Annotated in this window: 18 protein-coding genes; all 18 read left to right on the plus strand. The window is 63.5% G+C overall.

The window, feature by feature from the left end; translation table 11 throughout:
* The first annotated feature begins 6 nt into the window (after window positions 1-6).
* The 18 genes from AB4136_RS14420 to flbT all read left to right on the plus strand — a co-directional run bounded on the left by AB4136_RS14420 (window position 7) and on the right by flbT (window position 17,451).
* Window positions 7-684, plus strand: coding sequence for a MotE family protein (locus AB4136_RS14420; protein ID WP_137900635.1), 678 nt, complete (start codon window positions 7-9; stop codon window positions 682-684).
* Window positions 681-1,385 carry a flagellar basal body L-ring protein FlgH gene (gene flgH / locus AB4136_RS14425; RefSeq protein ID WP_024925781.1) on the plus strand — a complete coding sequence of 235 codons (705 nt, stop codon included), beginning with the start codon at window positions 681-683 and terminating at the stop codon, window positions 1,383-1,385. Before AB4136_RS14420 ends, flgH begins: the two co-directional genes overlap by 4 nt.
* Window positions 1,386-1,402: 17 nt before the next feature.
* A complete protein-coding gene (locus AB4136_RS14430; RefSeq protein WP_024925782.1) occupies window positions 1,403-1,894 on the plus strand; it encodes a flagellar basal body-associated FliL family protein in 492 nt (163 codons plus the stop codon).
* Entirely contained in the window at window positions 1,891-2,622 is a 732-nt protein-coding gene (fliP, locus tag AB4136_RS14435; RefSeq protein ID WP_024925783.1) for a flagellar type III secretion system pore protein FliP, read from the plus strand. Before AB4136_RS14430 ends, fliP begins: the two co-directional genes overlap by 4 nt.
* A gap of 282 nt (window positions 2,623-2,904) precedes the next feature.
* Complete coding sequence (locus AB4136_RS14440; RefSeq protein WP_024925784.1) at window positions 2,905-3,819, plus strand: flagellin N-terminal helical domain-containing protein; 915 nt, start codon at window positions 2,905-2,907, stop codon at window positions 3,817-3,819.
* A gap of 229 nt (window positions 3,820-4,048) precedes the next feature.
* The gene (locus tag AB4136_RS14445) at window positions 4,049-4,933 is read left to right on the plus strand and encodes a flagellin N-terminal helical domain-containing protein (RefSeq protein WP_024925785.1); all 885 of its coding nucleotides are present in this window, start codon (window positions 4,049-4,051) and stop codon (window positions 4,931-4,933) included.
* A 114-nt stretch (window positions 4,934-5,047) separates the two neighbouring features.
* Window positions 5,048-6,679 carry a flagellar basal-body MS-ring/collar protein FliF gene (gene fliF, locus AB4136_RS14450; RefSeq protein WP_024925786.1) on the plus strand — a complete coding sequence of 544 codons (1,632 nt, stop codon included), beginning with the start codon at window positions 5,048-5,050 and terminating at the stop codon, window positions 6,677-6,679.
* Window positions 6,679-7,308, plus strand: coding sequence for a hypothetical protein (locus tag AB4136_RS14455; RefSeq protein WP_024925787.1), 630 nt, complete (start codon window positions 6,679-6,681; stop codon window positions 7,306-7,308). The genes fliF and AB4136_RS14455 overlap by 1 nt, the downstream gene beginning before the upstream one ends.
* The gene (locus AB4136_RS14460; RefSeq protein WP_024925788.1) at window positions 7,305-8,555 is read left to right on the plus strand and encodes a MotB family protein; all 1,251 of its coding nucleotides are present in this window, start codon (window positions 7,305-7,307) and stop codon (window positions 8,553-8,555) included. The genes AB4136_RS14455 and AB4136_RS14460 overlap by 4 nt, the downstream gene beginning before the upstream one ends.
* Window positions 8,552-9,973: a chemotaxis protein MotC gene (locus tag AB4136_RS14465; protein ID WP_024925789.1), complete on the plus strand. Its 1,422-nt coding sequence runs from the start codon at window positions 8,552-8,554 to the stop codon at window positions 9,971-9,973. Before AB4136_RS14460 ends, AB4136_RS14465 begins: the two co-directional genes overlap by 4 nt.
* Window positions 9,970-11,310, plus strand: a complete 1,341-nt coding sequence (locus tag AB4136_RS14470; protein ID WP_024925790.1) for a flagellar hook-length control protein FliK — start codon at window positions 9,970-9,972, stop codon at window positions 11,308-11,310. Before AB4136_RS14465 ends, AB4136_RS14470 begins: the two co-directional genes overlap by 4 nt.
* Window positions 11,234-11,833 (plus strand): transglycosylase SLT domain-containing protein, encoded by a 600-nt coding sequence (locus AB4136_RS14475; protein ID WP_244431134.1) that lies wholly within the window; start codon window positions 11,234-11,236, stop codon window positions 11,831-11,833. The genes AB4136_RS14470 and AB4136_RS14475 overlap by 77 nt, the downstream gene beginning before the upstream one ends.
* Window positions 11,834-12,054: 221 nt before the next feature.
* On the plus strand, window positions 12,055-12,723 hold the full coding sequence (locus AB4136_RS14480; protein ID WP_024925792.1) for a response regulator transcription factor: 669 nt from the start codon (window positions 12,055-12,057) through the stop codon (window positions 12,721-12,723).
* Window positions 12,724-12,811: 88 nt separating this feature from the next.
* Window positions 12,812-14,056: a flagellar hook protein FlgE gene (locus AB4136_RS14485; protein WP_024925793.1), complete on the plus strand. Its 1,245-nt coding sequence runs from the start codon at window positions 12,812-12,814 to the stop codon at window positions 14,054-14,056.
* Between the two features lie 67 nt (window positions 14,057-14,123).
* Complete coding sequence (gene flgK / locus AB4136_RS14490) at window positions 14,124-15,581, plus strand: flagellar hook-associated protein FlgK (RefSeq protein ID WP_024925794.1); 1,458 nt, start codon at window positions 14,124-14,126, stop codon at window positions 15,579-15,581.
* A 5-nt stretch (window positions 15,582-15,586) separates the two neighbouring features.
* Window positions 15,587-16,636, plus strand: a complete 1,050-nt coding sequence (locus tag AB4136_RS14495; RefSeq protein ID WP_024925795.1) for a flagellar hook-associated family protein — start codon at window positions 15,587-15,589, stop codon at window positions 16,634-16,636.
* An 18-nt stretch (window positions 16,637-16,654) separates the two neighbouring features.
* On the plus strand, window positions 16,655-17,002 hold the full coding sequence (gene flaF, locus AB4136_RS14500) for a flagellar biosynthesis regulator FlaF (RefSeq protein ID WP_024925796.1): 348 nt from the start codon (window positions 16,655-16,657) through the stop codon (window positions 17,000-17,002).
* Window positions 16,999-17,451, plus strand: coding sequence for a flagellar biosynthesis repressor FlbT (gene flbT / locus AB4136_RS14505; protein ID WP_024925797.1), 453 nt, complete (start codon window positions 16,999-17,001; stop codon window positions 17,449-17,451). Before flaF ends, flbT begins: the two co-directional genes overlap by 4 nt.

Here is a 17,451-nt window from a genome sequence, read left to right on the forward strand (position 1 = left end):
TGTCCGATGACCGAAGCGACCCGCCCTTCCCGCCACCGCCGCACACCGCCGCGCCTCGCCGTCGTCGGCGCCGTCGTCGCCCTTCTGGCGTCGCTCGGACCGGTTCGCGCGGAAGACGCCGTGCGCCAGGTACTGCCCGGCGGGCCGACGGCCGACGCCCCGCAGAACCTGACCCGTGAGGCGCCGCGCGCCGAGATCGCCGAGGCTCCATTGCCATTGCCGCTGAAGCAGCCGGCGGCGGTAGCCAACCTCACCACCGGCTCAACGCCGACGGCGCCCGCCAGCAACGAAAGCGAGGTGCAGCGTTTCTGCTCCAACATCGCCGACGCCGCGCGCGACCGCCGCTACTCGCTGCAGTCGGCCGAGCTCAAGCAGTTGCAGAGCGAAGTCGACAAGCGCATCACCGCGCTCGAGGAAAAACGCGCCGAATATGAAGCCTGGCTGAAGCGGCGCGAAGTGTTCCTGGCGCGCGCCGAGGACAGCCTCGTCAAGATCTATTCCGGCATGAAGCCCGATGCCGCCGCCGAGCGGCTGGCCGGCACCAATGTCGAGCTCGCCGCCGCCATCCTGATGAAGCTCGATGCGCGCAAGGCAGGCGTCATACTGAACGAGATGGACAAGAAAGCGGCCGCCGCGCTCACCGGCATCATAGGCAGCGCTGCGCGCAGGGTAGACCCGACATGATCCGCAAAACTTTGATTTTGTTCGCTGCCGCCAGCCTCACAGGCTGCGGGACAGACCTGAACCAGGTCAACAAGGAACCGGCCATGTCGCCTGTCGGGTCCGGCATCCGCAGCCAGGCCGCGCCTGTCTATCAATATCCGGAATCGCCTGCCGCGCCGCGTCGCCGTTTTTCCTTGTGGGACGACCGCCAGAGCCGCCTGTTCACCGATCCGCGCGCGCTGCGCGCAGGCGACATCCTGACCGTCAAGATCAAGATCAACGACCGCGCCAAGTTCAAGAACCAGAACGACCGCAGCCGCACTGCGAGCCGTTCGCTCGGTCTCAAGGCCGATGCCGAGTGGGATAGCGCCAAGACAGGCGGCAAGCTCGACGGCTCTATGGAATCGAAGACCAAGACCAATGCCGACGGCGCCATCGAACGGTCGGAGACCATCGAGCTGAACGTCGCCGCCGTCGTCACCAATGTGCTGTCCAACGGCAATCTGATGATCACCGGCTCGCAGGAAGTACGCGTCAACTACGAGATGCGCGTGCTCACCATCGCCGGTATCGTGCGGCCCGCCGATATTGGCCAGGAAAACACCATTTCCTACGAGCGCATCGCCGAAGCCCGCATCTCCTATGGCGGCCGCGGTCGCGTGTCGGAAGTCCAGCAGCCGGGTTACGGCCAGCAAATTCTCGACCAGGTACTGCCGTTCTAGGCGCGGGATAGAAGAGCGTGGCAAACACCGAGCAGATCGCAGCACCGAAGGGCCCCTCCCTCATCGTGCAGATGGGGATGCTCTTTGCCATGACCGGGGCGGCACTCGGCGTCGGCTGGTTCGCGGGCACTTATCTGAAGAATTCCGAGAAGCCGGCACCGCCGGTCAAGGAAAGCCACCAGAAGCTGCCGACCAAGGAAACCAAGAAAGAAGGCGAGACCACCGGACCGGTTCTGGTCGAGCTCGCCTCGCTGACCACCAACCTGGCCGCGCCGACGGATGTCTGGGCGCGGCTGCAGGTCTCGCTGGTCTTCGACGGTACGCCGCCGCCGGGAATGGCGGAAAATATCCATCAGGACCTGCTTGCCTTCCTGCGCACCGTCAAGATGCATCAGGTCGAAGGCGCCAGCGGCTATCAGCATCTGCGGGCCGACCTGCAGGAGCGCGCCGCGATCCGCAGCGGCGGCAAGGTCAAGGAAGTGTTGGTCAGGGCGCTGCTGTTCGAATGAAAAAAATCCTCCTTTTCGCCGGCGTCTTCGCGGCCACGGTAACGGCAGCGAGCGCCCAGCAGATCGACCTCGGCGGCATCGGCCAGGCCAGTGGCACTACCGTGGCCACGATCATCCAGATGTTCGGGCTGCTCACCGTGCTTTCGGTGGCACCGGGCCTGCTGATCATGGTGACGAGCTTCACCCGCTTCATTATTGCCTTTTCGATCCTGCGCGCCGGCATCGGCCTGCAATCGACGCCGGCCAACCTGATCCTGATCTCGCTGTCCCTGTTCATGACCTTCTATGTCATGGCGCCGACCTTCGACCGCGCCTGGGCGAACGGCGTGAAGCCCTTGATGGACAACCAGATCAGCCAGACGGTGGCGCTGGAGCGCATTTCCGATCCGTTCCGTACCTTCATGCTGAGCAATGTGCGCGACAAGGATTTCGACCTGTTCGCCGACCTCGCCCGCGAACGCGGCCAGACGGTGGCCAAGGAAACGGTCGACCTGCGCATCCTGGTGCCCGCCTTCATGATCTCAGAGATCCGCCGCGGTTTCGAGATCGGCTTCCTGATCGTGCTGCCCTTCCTGGTCATCGACCTGATCGTGGCCACCATCACCATGGCGATGGGCATGATGATGCTGCCACCGACGGTGGTGTCACTGCCTTTCAAGATCATGTTCTTCGTGCTGATCGACGGCTGGAACCTGCTTGTCGGCAGCCTGGTGCGATCGTTCAACTAGCCCGCAGAGCGGCTCGTTCCCCCTTTGCTCGAACGTTTATTCGGTTCATTTGCCAGCGTGGCGCGCTGTGGTTGCAACGTCGCCGCGTGCACACCCAATTGCTAAAATAATCAGCGGGTTAATGCTGGTTAACCATGTTCCTTAGAACTTTGCTAGCAAGTCGCCGCGATAGTGCCCCCTATGGCGGGTGACCTTCCCTGAAGCACTCATTGGCATGATGCCTCTCCGCCATACCGGCCGATCCGGTATGTCCCTGTACTGTGTTTTAGGGGCTTTTTTCCCATGTCCAGCATCAACACGAATACCGCCGCTCTTACCGCTCTGCAGAGCCTGAGCGCTACCCAGAAGTCGCTCGAAACCACCCAGGGCCGCATTTCGACGGGTCTGCGCGTTGCCACCGCTTCCGACAACGCCGCCTACTGGTCGATCGCGACCTCGATGCGTTCCGACAACAAGGCCAACTCGGCCGTTCAGGACGCGCTCGGCCTCGGCGCCGGCAAGGTGGACACCGCCTACACCGCCATCAACGACATCAAGGACCAGGTCGACAAGATCAAGGCCAAGCTGGTTAACGCCCGTGGCGCCAGCCTTGAAGACCAGAAGAAGATCGCGACCGAAATCACCGGCATCCAGAACCAGATCAAGTCGTCGGCGACCAACGCCAACTACGCTGGTGCCAACCTGCTCGTCAGCGACGGTGCCGCGACTTCCGACCTGAACGTCGTCGCTTCCTACAACCGCGTCGGTACCGCCGTCACGATCGACACCGTCAACGTGAAGGCCTCCGACATCCAGATCTTCGGCAAGGCCGCCGGCGGCGCTCCGGACTTCACTGCTGGTCTTCTGAAGGACATCGTCGCCACCGGCGCGACCGGCCTGTTCGACACCAGCGGCGCGACCGCTGTCACCGACGCCAATGTCGACGCTGCTCTGGTCAAGGTTGAAACCGCACTTGCCGGTCTGACCACCGGCGCTGCCTCGCTCGGTGCCGCCAAGTCGCGCATCGACACGCAGAAGAACTTCCTGTCCAACCTGTCGGACTCCATCGACAAGGGCGTCGGCCAGCTCGTTGACGCTGACATGAACAAGGAATCGACCCGTCTGCAGGCCCTCCAGGTCCAGCAGCAGCTCGGTGTCCAGGCTCTGTCGATCGCCAACGGCTCGTCGCAGCAGATCCTGTCGCTGTTCCGCGGCTAAGCCGAACCTTCTCAGGCAACAACGATCCTATGAATGGGCCGCGCGCAAGCGCGGCCCATTCTCTTTTTTGGCTTTCGCCACCCCCTACATTAGCTTCATCTTAATGGCCTATTAACCATGACTGGTTAGTTGTGGTTAACCACGTTTGTTCCGCCCGCTCATTCGACCGGCGACAACCGAGGCAAGGCATAGCGCGGCGACGGCGCGCCATTTGAGAAGGGGAGTTATCTTGGCGAGTATCATGACCAATGCCCAGGCGTTGACTGCGCTGCAGAGCCTGAGCGCCACTCAGAAGGCACTTGAACAGACGCAGTCCCGCATCTCCACCGGCCTCCGCGTCTCCACCGCCAGCGACAACGCCGCCTATTGGTCGATCGCCACCACCATGCGTTCCGACAACAAGGCCAACTCGGCCGTGCAGGACGCACTCGGCCTCGGGGCCGGCAAGGTCGACACCGCTTACGCCGCGATCATCGACGTCAAGGATCAGGTCGACAAGATCAAGACCAAGCTGCTGGCTGCCATGGGCAAGGGCCAGGACATCCAGAAGCAGATCGCGACCGAAATCAAGGCGATCCAGTCCGGCATCAAGTCCTCGGTCACCAATGCGTCTTATGCCGGCACCAACATGCTGCAGACCGACGGCCTGGCCGCTTCAGACCTGAAGATCGTTGCCGCTTACAACCGCACCGGAACGACCGTCAACATCGACACCATCAACGTCGCCGCAGCCGACACGCAAGTGCTGGATACCGGCGGTACAGGCGGTTTTGTCGGCGGCTTGCTCCAGCCAGGCTTCTTCGATCCCAGCGCGGCGCAGCTCACCGACGCAGCCCTCACGACTGCATTGGGCACCGTCGAAACGGCCCTCGCTAAACTGGCGGATGGCGCGGCGACGCTGGGTGCTGCCAAGTCGCGCATCGACACCCAGAAGAGCTTCCTGTCCAACCTCAGCGATTCGGTGGACCGCGGCGTCGGTCAGCTCGTCGATGCCGACATGAACCGGGAATCGACCAAGCTCCAGGCGCTCCAGGTTCAGCAGCAGCTCGGTGTCCAAGCACTGTCGATCGCCAATTCCAGCGCCCAGAACATCCTGTCGCTGTTCAAGAACTGATCCATTTCATTTGCTTCTTTCCAATCGGGCCGCGCCACCAGCGCGGCCCGATACCATTTTCGCACAAGCTTCAGCGTCTAGTGTTTCGACGGGCAACCATGGGACTATCGATCCGTGCCGGAACAACTCAGAAGCATCGTCATCAATCTCCAGGATTTCGGCACCAAGCGGCTGGCCATCATGGCCGGCATCGCGTTGTTGACGCTGGCCGTCATCGGCATCGCCTCGGTCTATCTCAACCGCCCCTCCTATGAGACGCTCTATGTCGGCCTCGAACGCTCCGACGTGAACCAGATAGGCATGGTGCTTGCCGAGGCCGGCATGAATTTCGATGTCGGTTCCGATGGCGCCAGCGTGCTGGTTCCGGTCGGCACCACGGCAAAAGCCCGCATGCTCCTGGCCGAAAAGGGCCTGCCCACCAGCGCCAATGCCGGCTACGAATTGTTCGACAAGGTCGGTTCGCTCGGCCTCACCTCCTTCATGCAGCAGGTGACCCGCGTGCGCGCCCTGGAAGGCGAAATCGCCCGCACCATCCAGTCGCTGGCGGGTGTGAAGGCCGCGCGTGTCCACATCGTCATGTCCGAACGCGCCAATTTCCGCCGCGAGGAGCAGCAGCCCTCGGCTTCGGTGGTGATCCGCTACGCCGGCGTCGACGGCGGCAAGGCCGCCATGTCGATCCGCCATCTGGTTGCAGCCGCCGTGCCCGGCCTGTCGGCGGAAAAGGTGACCGTGCTTGATTCGGCCGGCAATCTGCTCGCCGCTGGCGACGACCCCTCCAACACCAGCGCCGCCCGCTCGCTCGGCGTCGAGCGCACCGTCGAAAGCCAGATCGAGGACAATATCCGCCGCGCGCTGACGCCCTATCTCGGCCCTGACAATTTCCGCGCCAGCGTGAAGGCCGACGTCAACACCGATACGCGGCAGACCGAGGAGACCATCTTCGATCCGGAATCGCGTGTCGAACGCTCGGTCCAGACCGTCAAGGCGAACGAGAACAGCAATCAGCGCCAGGCGGCGACGCCGACCACCGTCGAGCAGAACCTGCCGGAAACGCAAGCCGCCGCCACCGATGGTCCGCAGTCGAGCTCGCAGAACGACCGCAAGGAAGAGATCACCAATTACGAGATCAATTCCAAGAAGATCGCCACGGTGTCCAACGGCTATTCGGTCACCAAGATGTCGATCGCCGTCGTCGTCAATCAGCAGCGCCTGATGTCGGTGCTCGGCAAGGACGCCAAGCCGGAGCAGATCGCCCAGCGCGTCGCCGACATCAAGAAGATGGTGGCGTCCGCGACCGGCCTCGACGAAAAGCGCGGCGACATCATCGATGTCTCGGCGGTCGAGTTCATCGACGGGCTGGACGGCCAGCAACTGGCCTCCCCCGGCATCCTCGACGCCGTCTCGCGCTACACCGGCAGCCTGATCAATGCGGCCGCCTTCATCGTCGTCGTCTTCCTGGTCGCCTTCTTCGGCCTACGCCCGATGGCTGCGGCCCTGTCGAACAAGCCGGCGGCGCTCGCCGGTCCGAGCTTCGACGACGTCCAGCGTTCGCTGCCCACTCCGGATGCCACCGCGACGGAGGCGCCGGTCGGCTCGCTGGCTGACAACCGCCCAACGCCGCTCGACGACCTGCGCAAGAAATTGCGGCCGGCGCCGCAGGATCGGCTGGCGCGCATGGTCGACATCAATGAAGAGCGCACCGCCAACATCCTGCGCAAATGGACGGCCCAGGAAGCCGCCGGCTGATGCGTCAGGCTTCGCTTTCCGATCTGTTGCCGGACTTCGGCACGCCACAGATCCATAGTGGCGTCACGGTTACTCATGTCGATCCGCACCCGCATCCGCCGCTCGATATGCCTGCCCCGGTCGACATCGACAAACTTGTCGCCATGGCCGTCGCCAAGGCGGAAGACGCGCTGGAAGCTACGCTGACGGCGGCGCATACCGAGGCGCTGGCGGCCGAACGCCAGGCACTGGCCGACGAAGCCAGGGCGATGGTCGAGACGCTGGGCACTGACCTCGGCACCGCGATCGCGGACCGCGCGGAAAAGCTGGAACACAGGCTCTACGATCTGATGGGCGATGCCGTCGCCCGCATCGTCAGCGGGCTGTTGAGCGACGAATTGCAGAAGCGCTCGCTGGCGGCGCTGGAACGCGTCATCCGCGACACGCTCGCCGATGCCGAAGCGGTCCGCATCAGCGTTCGCGGACCACTGTCGCTCTACGAGCCGCTGAAGGCCGCGCTCGGCACGCGCGCCGCCAATCTCGACTTCGCCGAGGCTGCCAGCCTCGACCTCACCATGACCGTGAACGACACCGTCGTCGAGACGCGCATGTCGGAATGGTCGGCCGCCCTGTCGGAGGTTCTCGCATGAGTACGGCAGACGGCGCCGAGCCGCGCCAGGAAATCATCATTGTCCGGCGCAATCATCACGATCACGACGAAGGCCATCACGGCGGCGTCTGGAAGATCGCCTTCGCCGACTTCATGACCGCGATGATGTGTTTCTTCCTGGTGATGTGGCTGATCAACGCCGCCAACGAAGAGACGCGCGCCGCCGTCGCCTCCTATTTCAACCCGGTGCCGCTGGTCGACCGCAGTTCCAGCCGCAAGGGTCTCGAAGATGTCGGCGACGGTCCGGACGAGCCCGGCTACACCTCCAACGATCCCGTCGAAGGAAAGACCAAGCAGGGCCACAACGGCAAGGGCAATCCCGGCACGGCGCAGGACAAGCAGACCGGCAGCAACGAGAAGCCCAACAAGGCGGAAGAAGCCAAGAATTCCGACCAGAAGTTGTTCGCCGACCCCTACGCCGTGCTGGCCGAGATCGCCGCCGAAACCGGCACCCGCCAGAACATAAGCGCCAAGGGCGAAGGTGGCGTCCAGACCGCCGGGCCCGCGACCGGCGCCTCTGGCGGCGAATCCTACCGCGACCCATTCGCGCCCGATTTCTGGTCGCAGCAGGTGTCGACGCCGTTGCCGGAAGCCAGCGCCGAAAACCCGAAGACCGACAACGAAGCGACCAAGCCCGGCGAGACGGCTGCACAAGCCCAGCAGACGGCCAAGGACGGCACAGCGGCGAAAGACCCTGCGATGGCCAAGAAGGCGGCTGCCGAAGAAATCGAGCAAGCCGAAAAGCAGGACAAGAAGCCCACGGACGCGACCGTCAAGGCGGCCGAAGACGTCAAGAAACAGATAGCCCAGGCCTTCAAGCCCGGCGATGCGGTAGCCGACGGCGTCAGCGTCGAAGCGACCGACAAGGGTGTCGTCATCTCCGTCACCGACAGCTTCAATTTCGGCATGTTCGAGATCGGCTCGGCGGTTCCCCGGCGCGAACTGGTGCTCGCCATGGAAAAGATCGGCCACATCGTCATGGAACAGAAAGGCCGGATCGCCATTCAGGGTTACACCGACGCGCGCCCGTTCCGGGGCGACTACGACAACTGGCGCCTGTCCACCGCGCGCGCGCATTCGGCCTATTACATGCTGGTGCGCGGCGGCCTTGACGAGGGCCGTGTCAAGGAAGTTTCCGGCTTCGCCGATCGCGAACCGAAGAACAAGGCCGACCCGCTGGCCGCCGTCAACCGCCGCATCGAGATCCTGCTGGAGGCGGGGGGATGATCCGCGCCGCGCGCATCGGCGCTGCCGGCCTCGCCTTGCTGATGCTGGGGACGGCCAGCGCAGCCTTCGCCCAGGACCCGCTGCAGCCCTACCAGATGGTGCGGTCGCTGCAACTCGTGCAGGACAGGCTCGCATCCGGCGACCACGCCGCGCTGCCGATGCAGAACAAGCTGCTCGAAATGGTCGATGCCCGTTTTCGCGCCGCCAGCTCAGATGATTTCAAGGAACTAAAGAACCTGCGCGCCCTGCTCGTCTACGGCATGAGCGGCGGCAACCCGGCAACGGTCAAGGCCGCGGTCGGGCGCATTCAGCTCGACCAGACGAACCAGGCGATCGTCGAAGGCGTTCTCGATTATCTCGGCGGCCGCCCGGCTCCGGCGATCGAAGCGCTGAAACCAGTCGATCCGATGATGCTGCCGCCGGATGTCGGTGCCTTCGTCGCGCTGGTGAAGGGCTCGCTGCTGGCTTCCGAAGACCCGGTCCAGGCGTTGACACTTCTGGATCAGGCCCGCCTGCTCAGCCCCGGCACGCTGGTGGAGGAAGCAGCACTGCGGCGTTCGGTGGCGATTGCCACCACGACCGGAGACGCCGCCCGCTTTGCGCTGGCCTCGACCCAATATGTCGAACGCTACCTGCTCTCGCCCTATGCCAGTCAGTTCGCCGACAGCTTCGTTTCCGGCGTGGTCACGCTGCACATGGCGCTGAGCCAAGACAAACTCGCCGACATCACCTCGATGATGGACCGCGAACGCGAACGGGTCATCTATCTGCGCATCGCCCGCCGCGCGGCAATAGACGGCTTGAACGAATTGTCCGCCTTCGCCGCGGCCAAGGCCATCCCCGACGGTACCAGCGCAGTGGGAACCGGCGACCCGCGGGCCGAACTCTATGCAAGTCTTTCCAACATCACCTCGGCCACCGTCGACGACATCCGCGCCAAGCTGAAGACGATCGACCGCACCAAGCTGTCGCCGAGCGACCGCGAGTTGCTCGACGCCGCGCAACAGATCACCCAGGAGGTCGTCGCGCCGCCGGCTACGGCGGTGTTCAACCAGCCGCAGCCTGAGCCGAAAACCGACAAGTCCGACCCTCCGGCCAAGAGCGTGGCCAAAGGCAAGGCAAAGGCAGAGACTCAACAAGCCGCGAAAACGTCCGCGCCGCAAGCCGTAGCGGAGGACGGCTCGGACCTGCCGCCGGTAGAAGGCGCAGTCTCCGAACGGCCAGCGACTGCCGCCGCAGCCCAGCCAAAGCCCGGTGCCGCGCCAGCAAATCAAGGTGCGGCGGCACAGTTGCCAGCAGCCGTTCTGCCGGCCTCCGCGAGTGCCTCAGCAGCACCCGACACCACCGATTCAGCGATCGCCGATACCAGGCGCAAGTTGAACAAGATCGACCTTTTGCTCGGAGCCTCCCCTCAATGACCGCAAGCGTTGGCCAGACTTTCGTAGGCACCGCGCTGCAGCGGTCCACCACCCAGCAGTCCGACGCCAGGACCGGCGAAGACAGCCCCGCCTTCGGCGAATTGCTTGCTCACGAAAAGACGCCAGGCAAGGAACGGATGGTGCATGGGGAAAAGACGCGCGCCGATTTCGCCGTTGGCAAAGCCGGCGAACAGCCCGATGCGGCAGGACTACTCGCGAACGACGAGGCGGTCGCCGGCCCCGACGGCAAGGGCAAGCGCAAGCAGGCCACCGATGATGAAACCACGGACGCCGACGACCGCACCGCCGGTTTGCGTGATCGGCTGCCGCTGATGATGGCCTTGCACGGGCTGAACCGCGCGCAGGCTGATGGCAAGGACCAGGCGACCGACCCCAACGCCTCGGCGGGAAATGTCGATCCGGACAGCATCAGTAAGTTGATGCGAACGAATGTCGCGCGCCAGCAAAAGGCGGACGGAACCGTCGAAGAAGACGGTGAGCAGGCGCCAAAACTCCAGATCGACAAATCCACGCAAGCGATGCGCAGCGCGGATGGCGCATCATCCGCAGCGATGGCGGGTAAAACCGACTCGCTGACGAACCTGCCCGCCGAAGGCAATGCGGACCCCGTCGACGCGACACTCGAAGCCGCCGGAACCGGCGGCAGCCAACCAGCGCAGGTCGATCCCTTGTCGGTCGAAAACGACGGCCATCGCAGCTCAAGCGCCGTCCTGAAACAGTCCGGCGCCGCGCGCGCATCGGTGGTCAGCGAGCAGAACTTCCCGGCGCCCGCCTCGCAGGCCGTCAGCCAGACCGCGCGCGACGTCATTGATGCGATTGCCGCCAGTGGCAAGTCCGAACTGGCCTCGCCGACACCCGCCGCAGCCAATCAGAACGGTGCTTCTGTTGCAGTTCCGGCACACGTCTTGAAGATAGAATTGCATCCGGCCGAGCTCGGCGCGGTCACCGCCAACCTTCGCCTTGCCGGCGAGCAACTGTCGATTGAACTGAGGCCTGAAACGCATGAGGCGCATCGCCGATTGTCGTCGGACAGCGAGACCATCGTGAAGTCGCTGAAGGCGCTCGGATTCGATATCGACAAGGTCACCATTCTACAACCCTCGATAGCAGCGACGCCTGCCGCGCGCGTGGATGCGACGGCGAACGGCGCGAGCGCTGGCCGCGACCAGTCCTCGTTCCAGCCGGGAGGCTCCGGCGGCAATGGCGACGGCATGGGTGGACAGCAATCGGGAAGGAACCATGGCGATGAAAGGCATCAGGATCAGCGCCAGGCGCAGTCTTCTCGCCAAAATTCTGGTAGCGGCTTGTTTATCTAGCCCGCTTGCCGCCACGGCCGCTTCGGCAGCTGCAAACCCATGCGAAGCCGAAATCCTGCGCGCCGCCGACCGGTATAAAATTCCGGCCGGCATCCTCTATGCTGTCGGCCTCACCGAGACCGGGAACAAGGGCAGCCTCCAACCTAATGCTCTGAATATAGAAGGAAAAGCCGTGTTTCCGCGCAGTCGTTCGGAGGCGCTCATCACTTTTCAAAACGCGCGCCGCGAAGGCAAGACGCTGATCGATCTCGGCTGCATGCAGATCAATCACCGCTACCATGGCGACCAGTTCCGCAGCGTCGATGACATGCTCGACCCACGCCGCAATGTCGACTATGCGGCGCGCTTCCTGACGCAGCTGCATGCCCGTCACGAGACCTGGTCGATGGCGGTGGCGCGCTACCATGCGGGGCCAGACAACGACCCGGCGCAGAAACGCTACGTGTGCCGCGTCATCGCCAATATGGTGGCCGTCGGCTTCGGCAAATGGACGGCCAACGCGCGCAGCTTCTGCAACCTTTAGGTTGTATGCTCAGAGAGTATCTCGGACGTCTGGCACGCCCTGCCGGAGCCGCGATTTTTCGACGTTCCCGACTCTCCACGGTAGCGAAATTGTACACGGTACAACCACGACGATTCCCGACTCCCAAGAAACCAGCCACAAAAAATGACGGTTAGTCAGGATTCGGCACCCGGACTACGCCTTTCGCCAACGGGGCAGATGAACTGATTCGGGGGTGGGCGATGATCGTGATCGTTGACGAACGAGAACTTGTGACCGAGGGTTACAATTCGCTGTTCGATCGGGAAGGTGTGGCTAGCGCGGGTTTCGCGCCAAGCGAGTTCGATGCTTGGGTGTCGAGCGCGCCAGCGGACGATCTGAAATCGGTCCGGGCTTTCCTCATCGGCGACTGCCGCGAAGGCGCGGTGTCGCCGCGCCAGATCCGCGACCGTACCGGCGCCCCGGTCATCGCGCTCAGCGAGCACAACTCTCTCGAAAACACATTGCGGCTGTTCGAATCCGGCGTCGACGACGTCGTACGCAAGCCGGTCCACATCCGCGAGATTCTGGCACGCATTTCGGCGATCCGCCGGCGCGCCAACGAAGATTCCACCTATACCGAGATCGGATCGATGCGCATCTTCATGGATGGCCGCGATCCCGAAATCGAAGGCCAGCCGATGCCGCTGCCACGGCGCGAACGCCGCATCCTCGAATATCTGGCCAGCAATCGGGGCCGCAGGGTCACCAAGACCCAGGTCTTCAACGCCATCTACGGCATCTTCGACGAAGAGGTCGAAGAGAACGTCGTGGAAAGCCACATCTCGAAGCTGCGCAAGAAGCTGCGCGAACGGCTCGGTCACGACCCGATCGATTCCAAGCGCTTCCTCGGCTACCGGCTTATCGCCTGATGCAGCCGACCGCAGCCCGCGCCAGCCTCGCACAAGACAAAGCCGCTAGCGTGAACGGCGACCCCATGCGCAGAACGGAGACGTTGCGATGAGCCTCTATGGAATGATGCGGACCGGCGTTTCCGGTATGAACGCGCAGGCCAACCGCCTGTCCGCGGTCGCCGACAACATCGCCAACTCCGACACCACCGGCTACAAGCGCTCTTCCGTCGAGTTCTCCAGCCTGGTCATGTCGAACACCGGCGGCGCCTATAATTCCGGCGGCGTCAACTCGACGATCCGCACCGCTGTCACCGACCGCGGCGATCTGAGAGGCACCTCCTCGGTGTCCGACCTCGCCATTCGCGGTGACGGTTTCTTCGTCGTCCAGGATTCCGGCGGCACCCCGTTCCTCACCCGCGCCGGTTCCTTCGTGCCGGACGCGCAGGGCAGGCTGGTCAACGCCGCCGGCTTCCAGCTGATGGCTTACAGCTACGCGAACGGCACCCCGGCACCGACGGTGAACGGCTTCCAGGGTCTGGTGCCGGTCCAGATCACCAGTGGCGACATGACCGCGACGCCGTCCACCACCGGCACCTTCAGCGGCAACCTGCCTTCTGGCGCCACAGTGGTGGCTACACCGCCGTCCGGCAACGCCGCGGGCGCCCAATACACCAACAAATCGTCGATGGTCGTCTACGACAAGCTCGGCAACAAGGTGATGGTCGACGTCTATTTCACCAAGACAGGCGCCGGCGCCTGGGAAGTCTCGGTCTTCGATCAGTCGAAGGCAACAGCTGGCGGACCGTTCCCCTATACAGGCGGCGCGTTGCAGACGGCCAACATCACCTTCGACGCCAACGGCAAGCTCACCGGCGGCACCGACAGCATCACCTTCACCGTTCCCGGCGGCAATCCGCTGAAACTCGATCTCAAGGGCCTCAGCCAGCTGGGAACCGGCTATACCGCCACCGCGCAGGTGAACGGCAACGGCCCGAGCAGCATCGAAAAGGTGTCGATCGGCAAGGACGGCACCATTTACGCCCAGTACGCGGATGGTTCGACCAAGCCGCTCTACAAAATCCCGCTAGCGACGGTGCCGAGCCCAGACCGGCTGGTCCAGCAGTCCGGCAACGTCTTCACCCAGAGCCCGGACTCGGGCGACGTGCGCATCGGCTTCGCCGGTGACGGCAAGCTCGGCGACATCATGTCGGGCAATCTCGAGAATTCCAACGTCGACATCGCCGAGGAGCTCACCAACATGATCTCCTCGCAGCGCAGCTACACCGCCAATTCGAAGGTGTTCCAGACCGGCTCCGAGCTGATGGACATCCTCGTGAACCTGAAGAGATGAGGCGCGGCATTGGGGAGCGGTCGATGGTCGACCGCTCCCCGGCCGCATCACTGCCTGAAAGATCCGCATGTCGTTGTCATCCGCACTCAACATCGCCCAGTCCTCGCTCAAGGCAACGTCGCGGCAGACAAGCATCGTCTCGCGCAACGTCTCGGACGGCTCCAATCCCGACTACTCGCGCCGTTCCGCAATGCTGGTCTACACGGATCCCGGCGTCAGCGTCGTCAAGATCCGCCGCGAAGCCAACGACCTGCTGTTTCGCCAGAACCTGAGCGCCCTTTCCGCGTGGAGTGGCCAGGGCGCCCTGGCCAAGGGCATGGACAAGCTGGAACTGCAGGTGAACGGCGTCGACAACGCGTCGTCCGCGTCCACCGCGATCGGCAACCTGCAGAAAGCCTTGCAGCTTTACGCCACCACGCCATCGAACCAGAACCTTGGTTCCAGCGTGGTCGAGGCCGCGCGCCAGGTCGTCCGTTCGCTGAACGATGGCACCAAGGCGATCCAGGATTTCCGCACCCAGACCGACGGCGAGATCACGACCGCAGTCAACGACATCAACGACCTGCTCAAGCAGTTCGAGGTCGCCAACAAGGCGGTCGTCTCGGGAACGCGCTCCGGCGGAGATGTTTCCGATGCGCTCGATAACCGCGACGCGATCCTGAAAAAGATCTCGGAATATGTTCCGATCTCCACCTACACCCGTGGCGACAATGACATGGTCATCACCACGGGCGACGGCACCACGCTGTTCGAGACCATCCCGCGTTCGGTGACCTTCACGCCCTCGGCCGGCTATGCGCCCGGCGCGGTGGGCGGCCAAATCTATATCGACAATGTGCCGCTGAAGACGACAGGCGTGACCGATGCGCCAGGCAAGCTCGCCGGCATGCTGCAATTGCGCGACAACGTCACCGTCACCATGCAGAGCCAGCTCGACGAAATCGCGCGCGGCCTGGTCACGGCCTTCAGTGAGAGCGCAACCGGGCAGCCGACGCTCGCCGGCCTGTTCACCTGGTCCGGCGGACCGGCCGTGCCGCCCGCGGGTACGCTGGTCGACGGGATAGCCGGCACGATCAAAATCAACCCGGCGGTCGACCCGTCAGCTGGCGGCAATCCCGTCCTTCTCCGCGACGGCGGCATCAACGGGGCGGTTTATCGCACCAATCCGAACGCCGCGGGCAGCGGCGCTTCCTATGCCGACCGGCTGATCGCCTATGGCGAGAAGCTGACCCAGCCGATGGCCTTCGATCCGGCAGCCGGCATCACGGCAAACTCCAGCCTCGTCTCCTACGCAGCCAGTTCGATCGGCTGGTTCGAGGGCGTGCGCCAGCAGGCATCGACCCTGGCCGACACAAAGGAAGCGCTGGCGCAACGCACCGGCGAAGCCCTTTCCAACGCCACCGGCGTCAATGTCGATACCGAGATGTCGCTGATGCTGGATCTGGAACACACCTACCAAGCGTCGGCGAAAATCCTGACCACCGTCAACCAGATGCTGGATACCCTCCTGAGCGCCGTGAGATAAAAATCATGAAAACCACGTCCGTTTCATCGTCAGCCATGTCCAACGCGATGCGCTATTCGCAGTCGCGCATGCAAGCGGAACTCGTGAAGCGCCAGAAGGAAATGGATACGCTGCGCGTGGCCGATCTCGGCCTGGCGCTCGGTGCCCGCACGTCGCAGTCGGTCACCTTCGCCCGCGATCTCGAGCGGCTGAACAGCATCGTCGATTCCAACAAACTGATTTCGTCCCGTCTGTCGACCACGCAGGACGCCCTCGGCAAGATGGGCGATGCGGCGCAGCGTCTGCTGACGGCCGTCACCACCGCCGCGAGCGGCGACCCGGGCTCCAACGTCACCCGCGACGCCGGCAAGGCGGCGCTGCAATCGATGACGTCGATCCTCAATTCGAGCATCAACGGCGAATATCTGTTTGCCGGCACCAACACCGATGTGAAGCCGATCAACGACTATGGGGCGGCGGGCTCGCCGGCGAAGGCTGCCTTCGATGCCGCCTTTGTGGCGCGCTTCGGTTTCCCCGCGACCGATCCGGCCGCGGCCAGCATCACCGCCACCCAAATCAACGACTTCATCACCAACGATGTGGCGCCCCAGTTCCTTGGGGCAGGCTGGAAGGCCAATTGGTCGAACGCCACCGATCAGCAGATCGTCAGCCGCATCTCACTGAATGAGACGACCGAATCCTCGATCAGCGCCAACACCGATGGTGTCAAGAAACTCGCCATGGCCGCGACCATCGTCAACGAGCTTTTCTCCGGCAATCTCGGTGCCGAAGCCAAGAAGGCGGTGGCCCAGCGCGTCATGACGATTACCGGCGAGGCTATCGGCGCCAACGCCCAGACCCAGTCGCAGGCAGGCATCATCGAACAGCGGGTGAGCGACGCCAGCGACCGCATGAAGGCACAGATTGGTCTGTTTGAAAAACATGTAGTCGACCTGGAAGGCGTCGATCAGTACGAGGCCGCCAGTCGCGTCAACGATCTGATGTCGCACATCCAGAACTCGTACGCCTTGACCGCCCGTATTTCGCAGCTCAGCCTGATCAACTTCCTGAAGTAACCGCCGATCGGACAAGTGATGTACCAATTCTCCTATGCCGATGTTCAGACTGACTCCATGGCGGACGCCAAGGAACGCGAGCGGCAATTGCTGACGCGGTCGATCGACCTGCTCATCACCGCTGCCAATGCCGGCCGCGATTCGATGCAGGCGGTGGACGCGCTGCATTTCACCAACCGCGTCTGGACCACGTTGCTCGAAGACCTTTCCTCCAGCGACAACGCCCTGCCGAAGGAACTGCGCGCCAATCTCATCTCCATCGGCATGTGGCTGCTGCGCGAGACCGAAGACATCCGCCAGGGCCGCTCCGACAATTTCGACGGCCTGATCGAAGTCTCCCAGATCATTCGGGACGGCATTCAATGACCCCGGCCAAGAGCACGCTGAAACTCTCCCTGAAGCCGGGCGAGCGCATCTATCTGAACGGCGCCGTGATCCGCGTCGACCGCAAGGTCACGCTGGAACTCCTGAACGATGTCCAGTTCCTGCTGGAGAGCCACGTTTTGCAGGCGGAAGAAGCCTCGACACCACTCAGGCAGCTCTATTTCGTCGCGCAGATCATGCTGATCAATCCGCAGGGCGCCAATGAAGCGCGCGAAATGTTCCGGCATTCGCTGCCGCTTTTGCTCGCCTCCTTCGACAATGAGCGCATCCGCTCGACCTTGAAGGATGTCGACCGCATGGTCGGCGAAGACCATGTCTACGAAGCGCTGAAGGCGATCCGTTCACTCTATCCGCTCGAACGGCTGGCACTCCAGAACGACGACAACGAAACCCAGGACACAAAGCGTCCTATGGCAGTGGGAGCACGCTGA

Source organism: Mesorhizobium sp. 2RAF21 (genome assembly GCF_052115345.1).
Classification (GTDB): domain Bacteria; phylum Pseudomonadota; class Alphaproteobacteria; order Rhizobiales; family Rhizobiaceae; genus Mesorhizobium; species Mesorhizobium terrae.

Bases quoted from the DNA above. Each gene is read 5' to 3' on its own strand.
- AB4136_RS14475 (WP_244431134.1), top strand. From the start codon at position 11,234: ATGGCGATGAAAGGCATCAGGATCAGCGCCAGGCGCAGTCTTCTCGCC.
- AB4136_RS14465 (WP_024925789.1), top strand. From the start codon at position 8,552: ATGATCCGCGCCGCGCGCATCGGCGCTGCCGGCCTCGCCTTGCTGATG.
- AB4136_RS14460 (WP_024925788.1), top strand. From the start codon at position 7,305: ATGAGTACGGCAGACGGCGCCGAGCCGCGCCAGGAAATCATCATTGTC.
- AB4136_RS14440 (WP_024925784.1), top strand. From the start codon at position 2,905: ATGTCCAGCATCAACACGAATACCGCCGCTCTTACCGCTCTGCAGAGC.
- flgK (WP_024925794.1), top strand. From the start codon at position 14,124: ATGTCGTTGTCATCCGCACTCAACATCGCCCAGTCCTCGCTCAAGGCA.
- AB4136_RS14455 (WP_024925787.1), top strand. From the start codon at position 6,679: ATGCGTCAGGCTTCGCTTTCCGATCTGTTGCCGGACTTCGGCACGCCA.
- AB4136_RS14420 (WP_137900635.1), top strand. From the start codon at position 7: ATGACCGAAGCGACCCGCCCTTCCCGCCACCGCCGCACACCGCCGCGC.
- AB4136_RS14485 (WP_024925793.1), top strand. From the start codon at position 12,812: ATGAGCCTCTATGGAATGATGCGGACCGGCGTTTCCGGTATGAACGCG.
- fliP (WP_024925783.1), top strand. From the start codon at position 1,891: ATGAAAAAAATCCTCCTTTTCGCCGGCGTCTTCGCGGCCACGGTAACG.
- AB4136_RS14480 (WP_024925792.1), top strand. From the start codon at position 12,055: ATGATCGTGATCGTTGACGAACGAGAACTTGTGACCGAGGGTTACAAT.
- flgH (WP_024925781.1), top strand. From the start codon at position 681: ATGATCCGCAAAACTTTGATTTTGTTCGCTGCCGCCAGCCTCACAGGC.
- AB4136_RS14470 (WP_024925790.1), top strand. From the start codon at position 9,970: ATGACCGCAAGCGTTGGCCAGACTTTCGTAGGCACCGCGCTGCAGCGG.
- AB4136_RS14495 (WP_024925795.1), top strand. From the start codon at position 15,587: ATGAAAACCACGTCCGTTTCATCGTCAGCCATGTCCAACGCGATGCGC.
- flbT (WP_024925797.1), top strand. From the start codon at position 16,999: ATGACCCCGGCCAAGAGCACGCTGAAACTCTCCCTGAAGCCGGGCGAG.
- flaF (WP_024925796.1), top strand. From the start codon at position 16,655: ATGTACCAATTCTCCTATGCCGATGTTCAGACTGACTCCATGGCGGAC.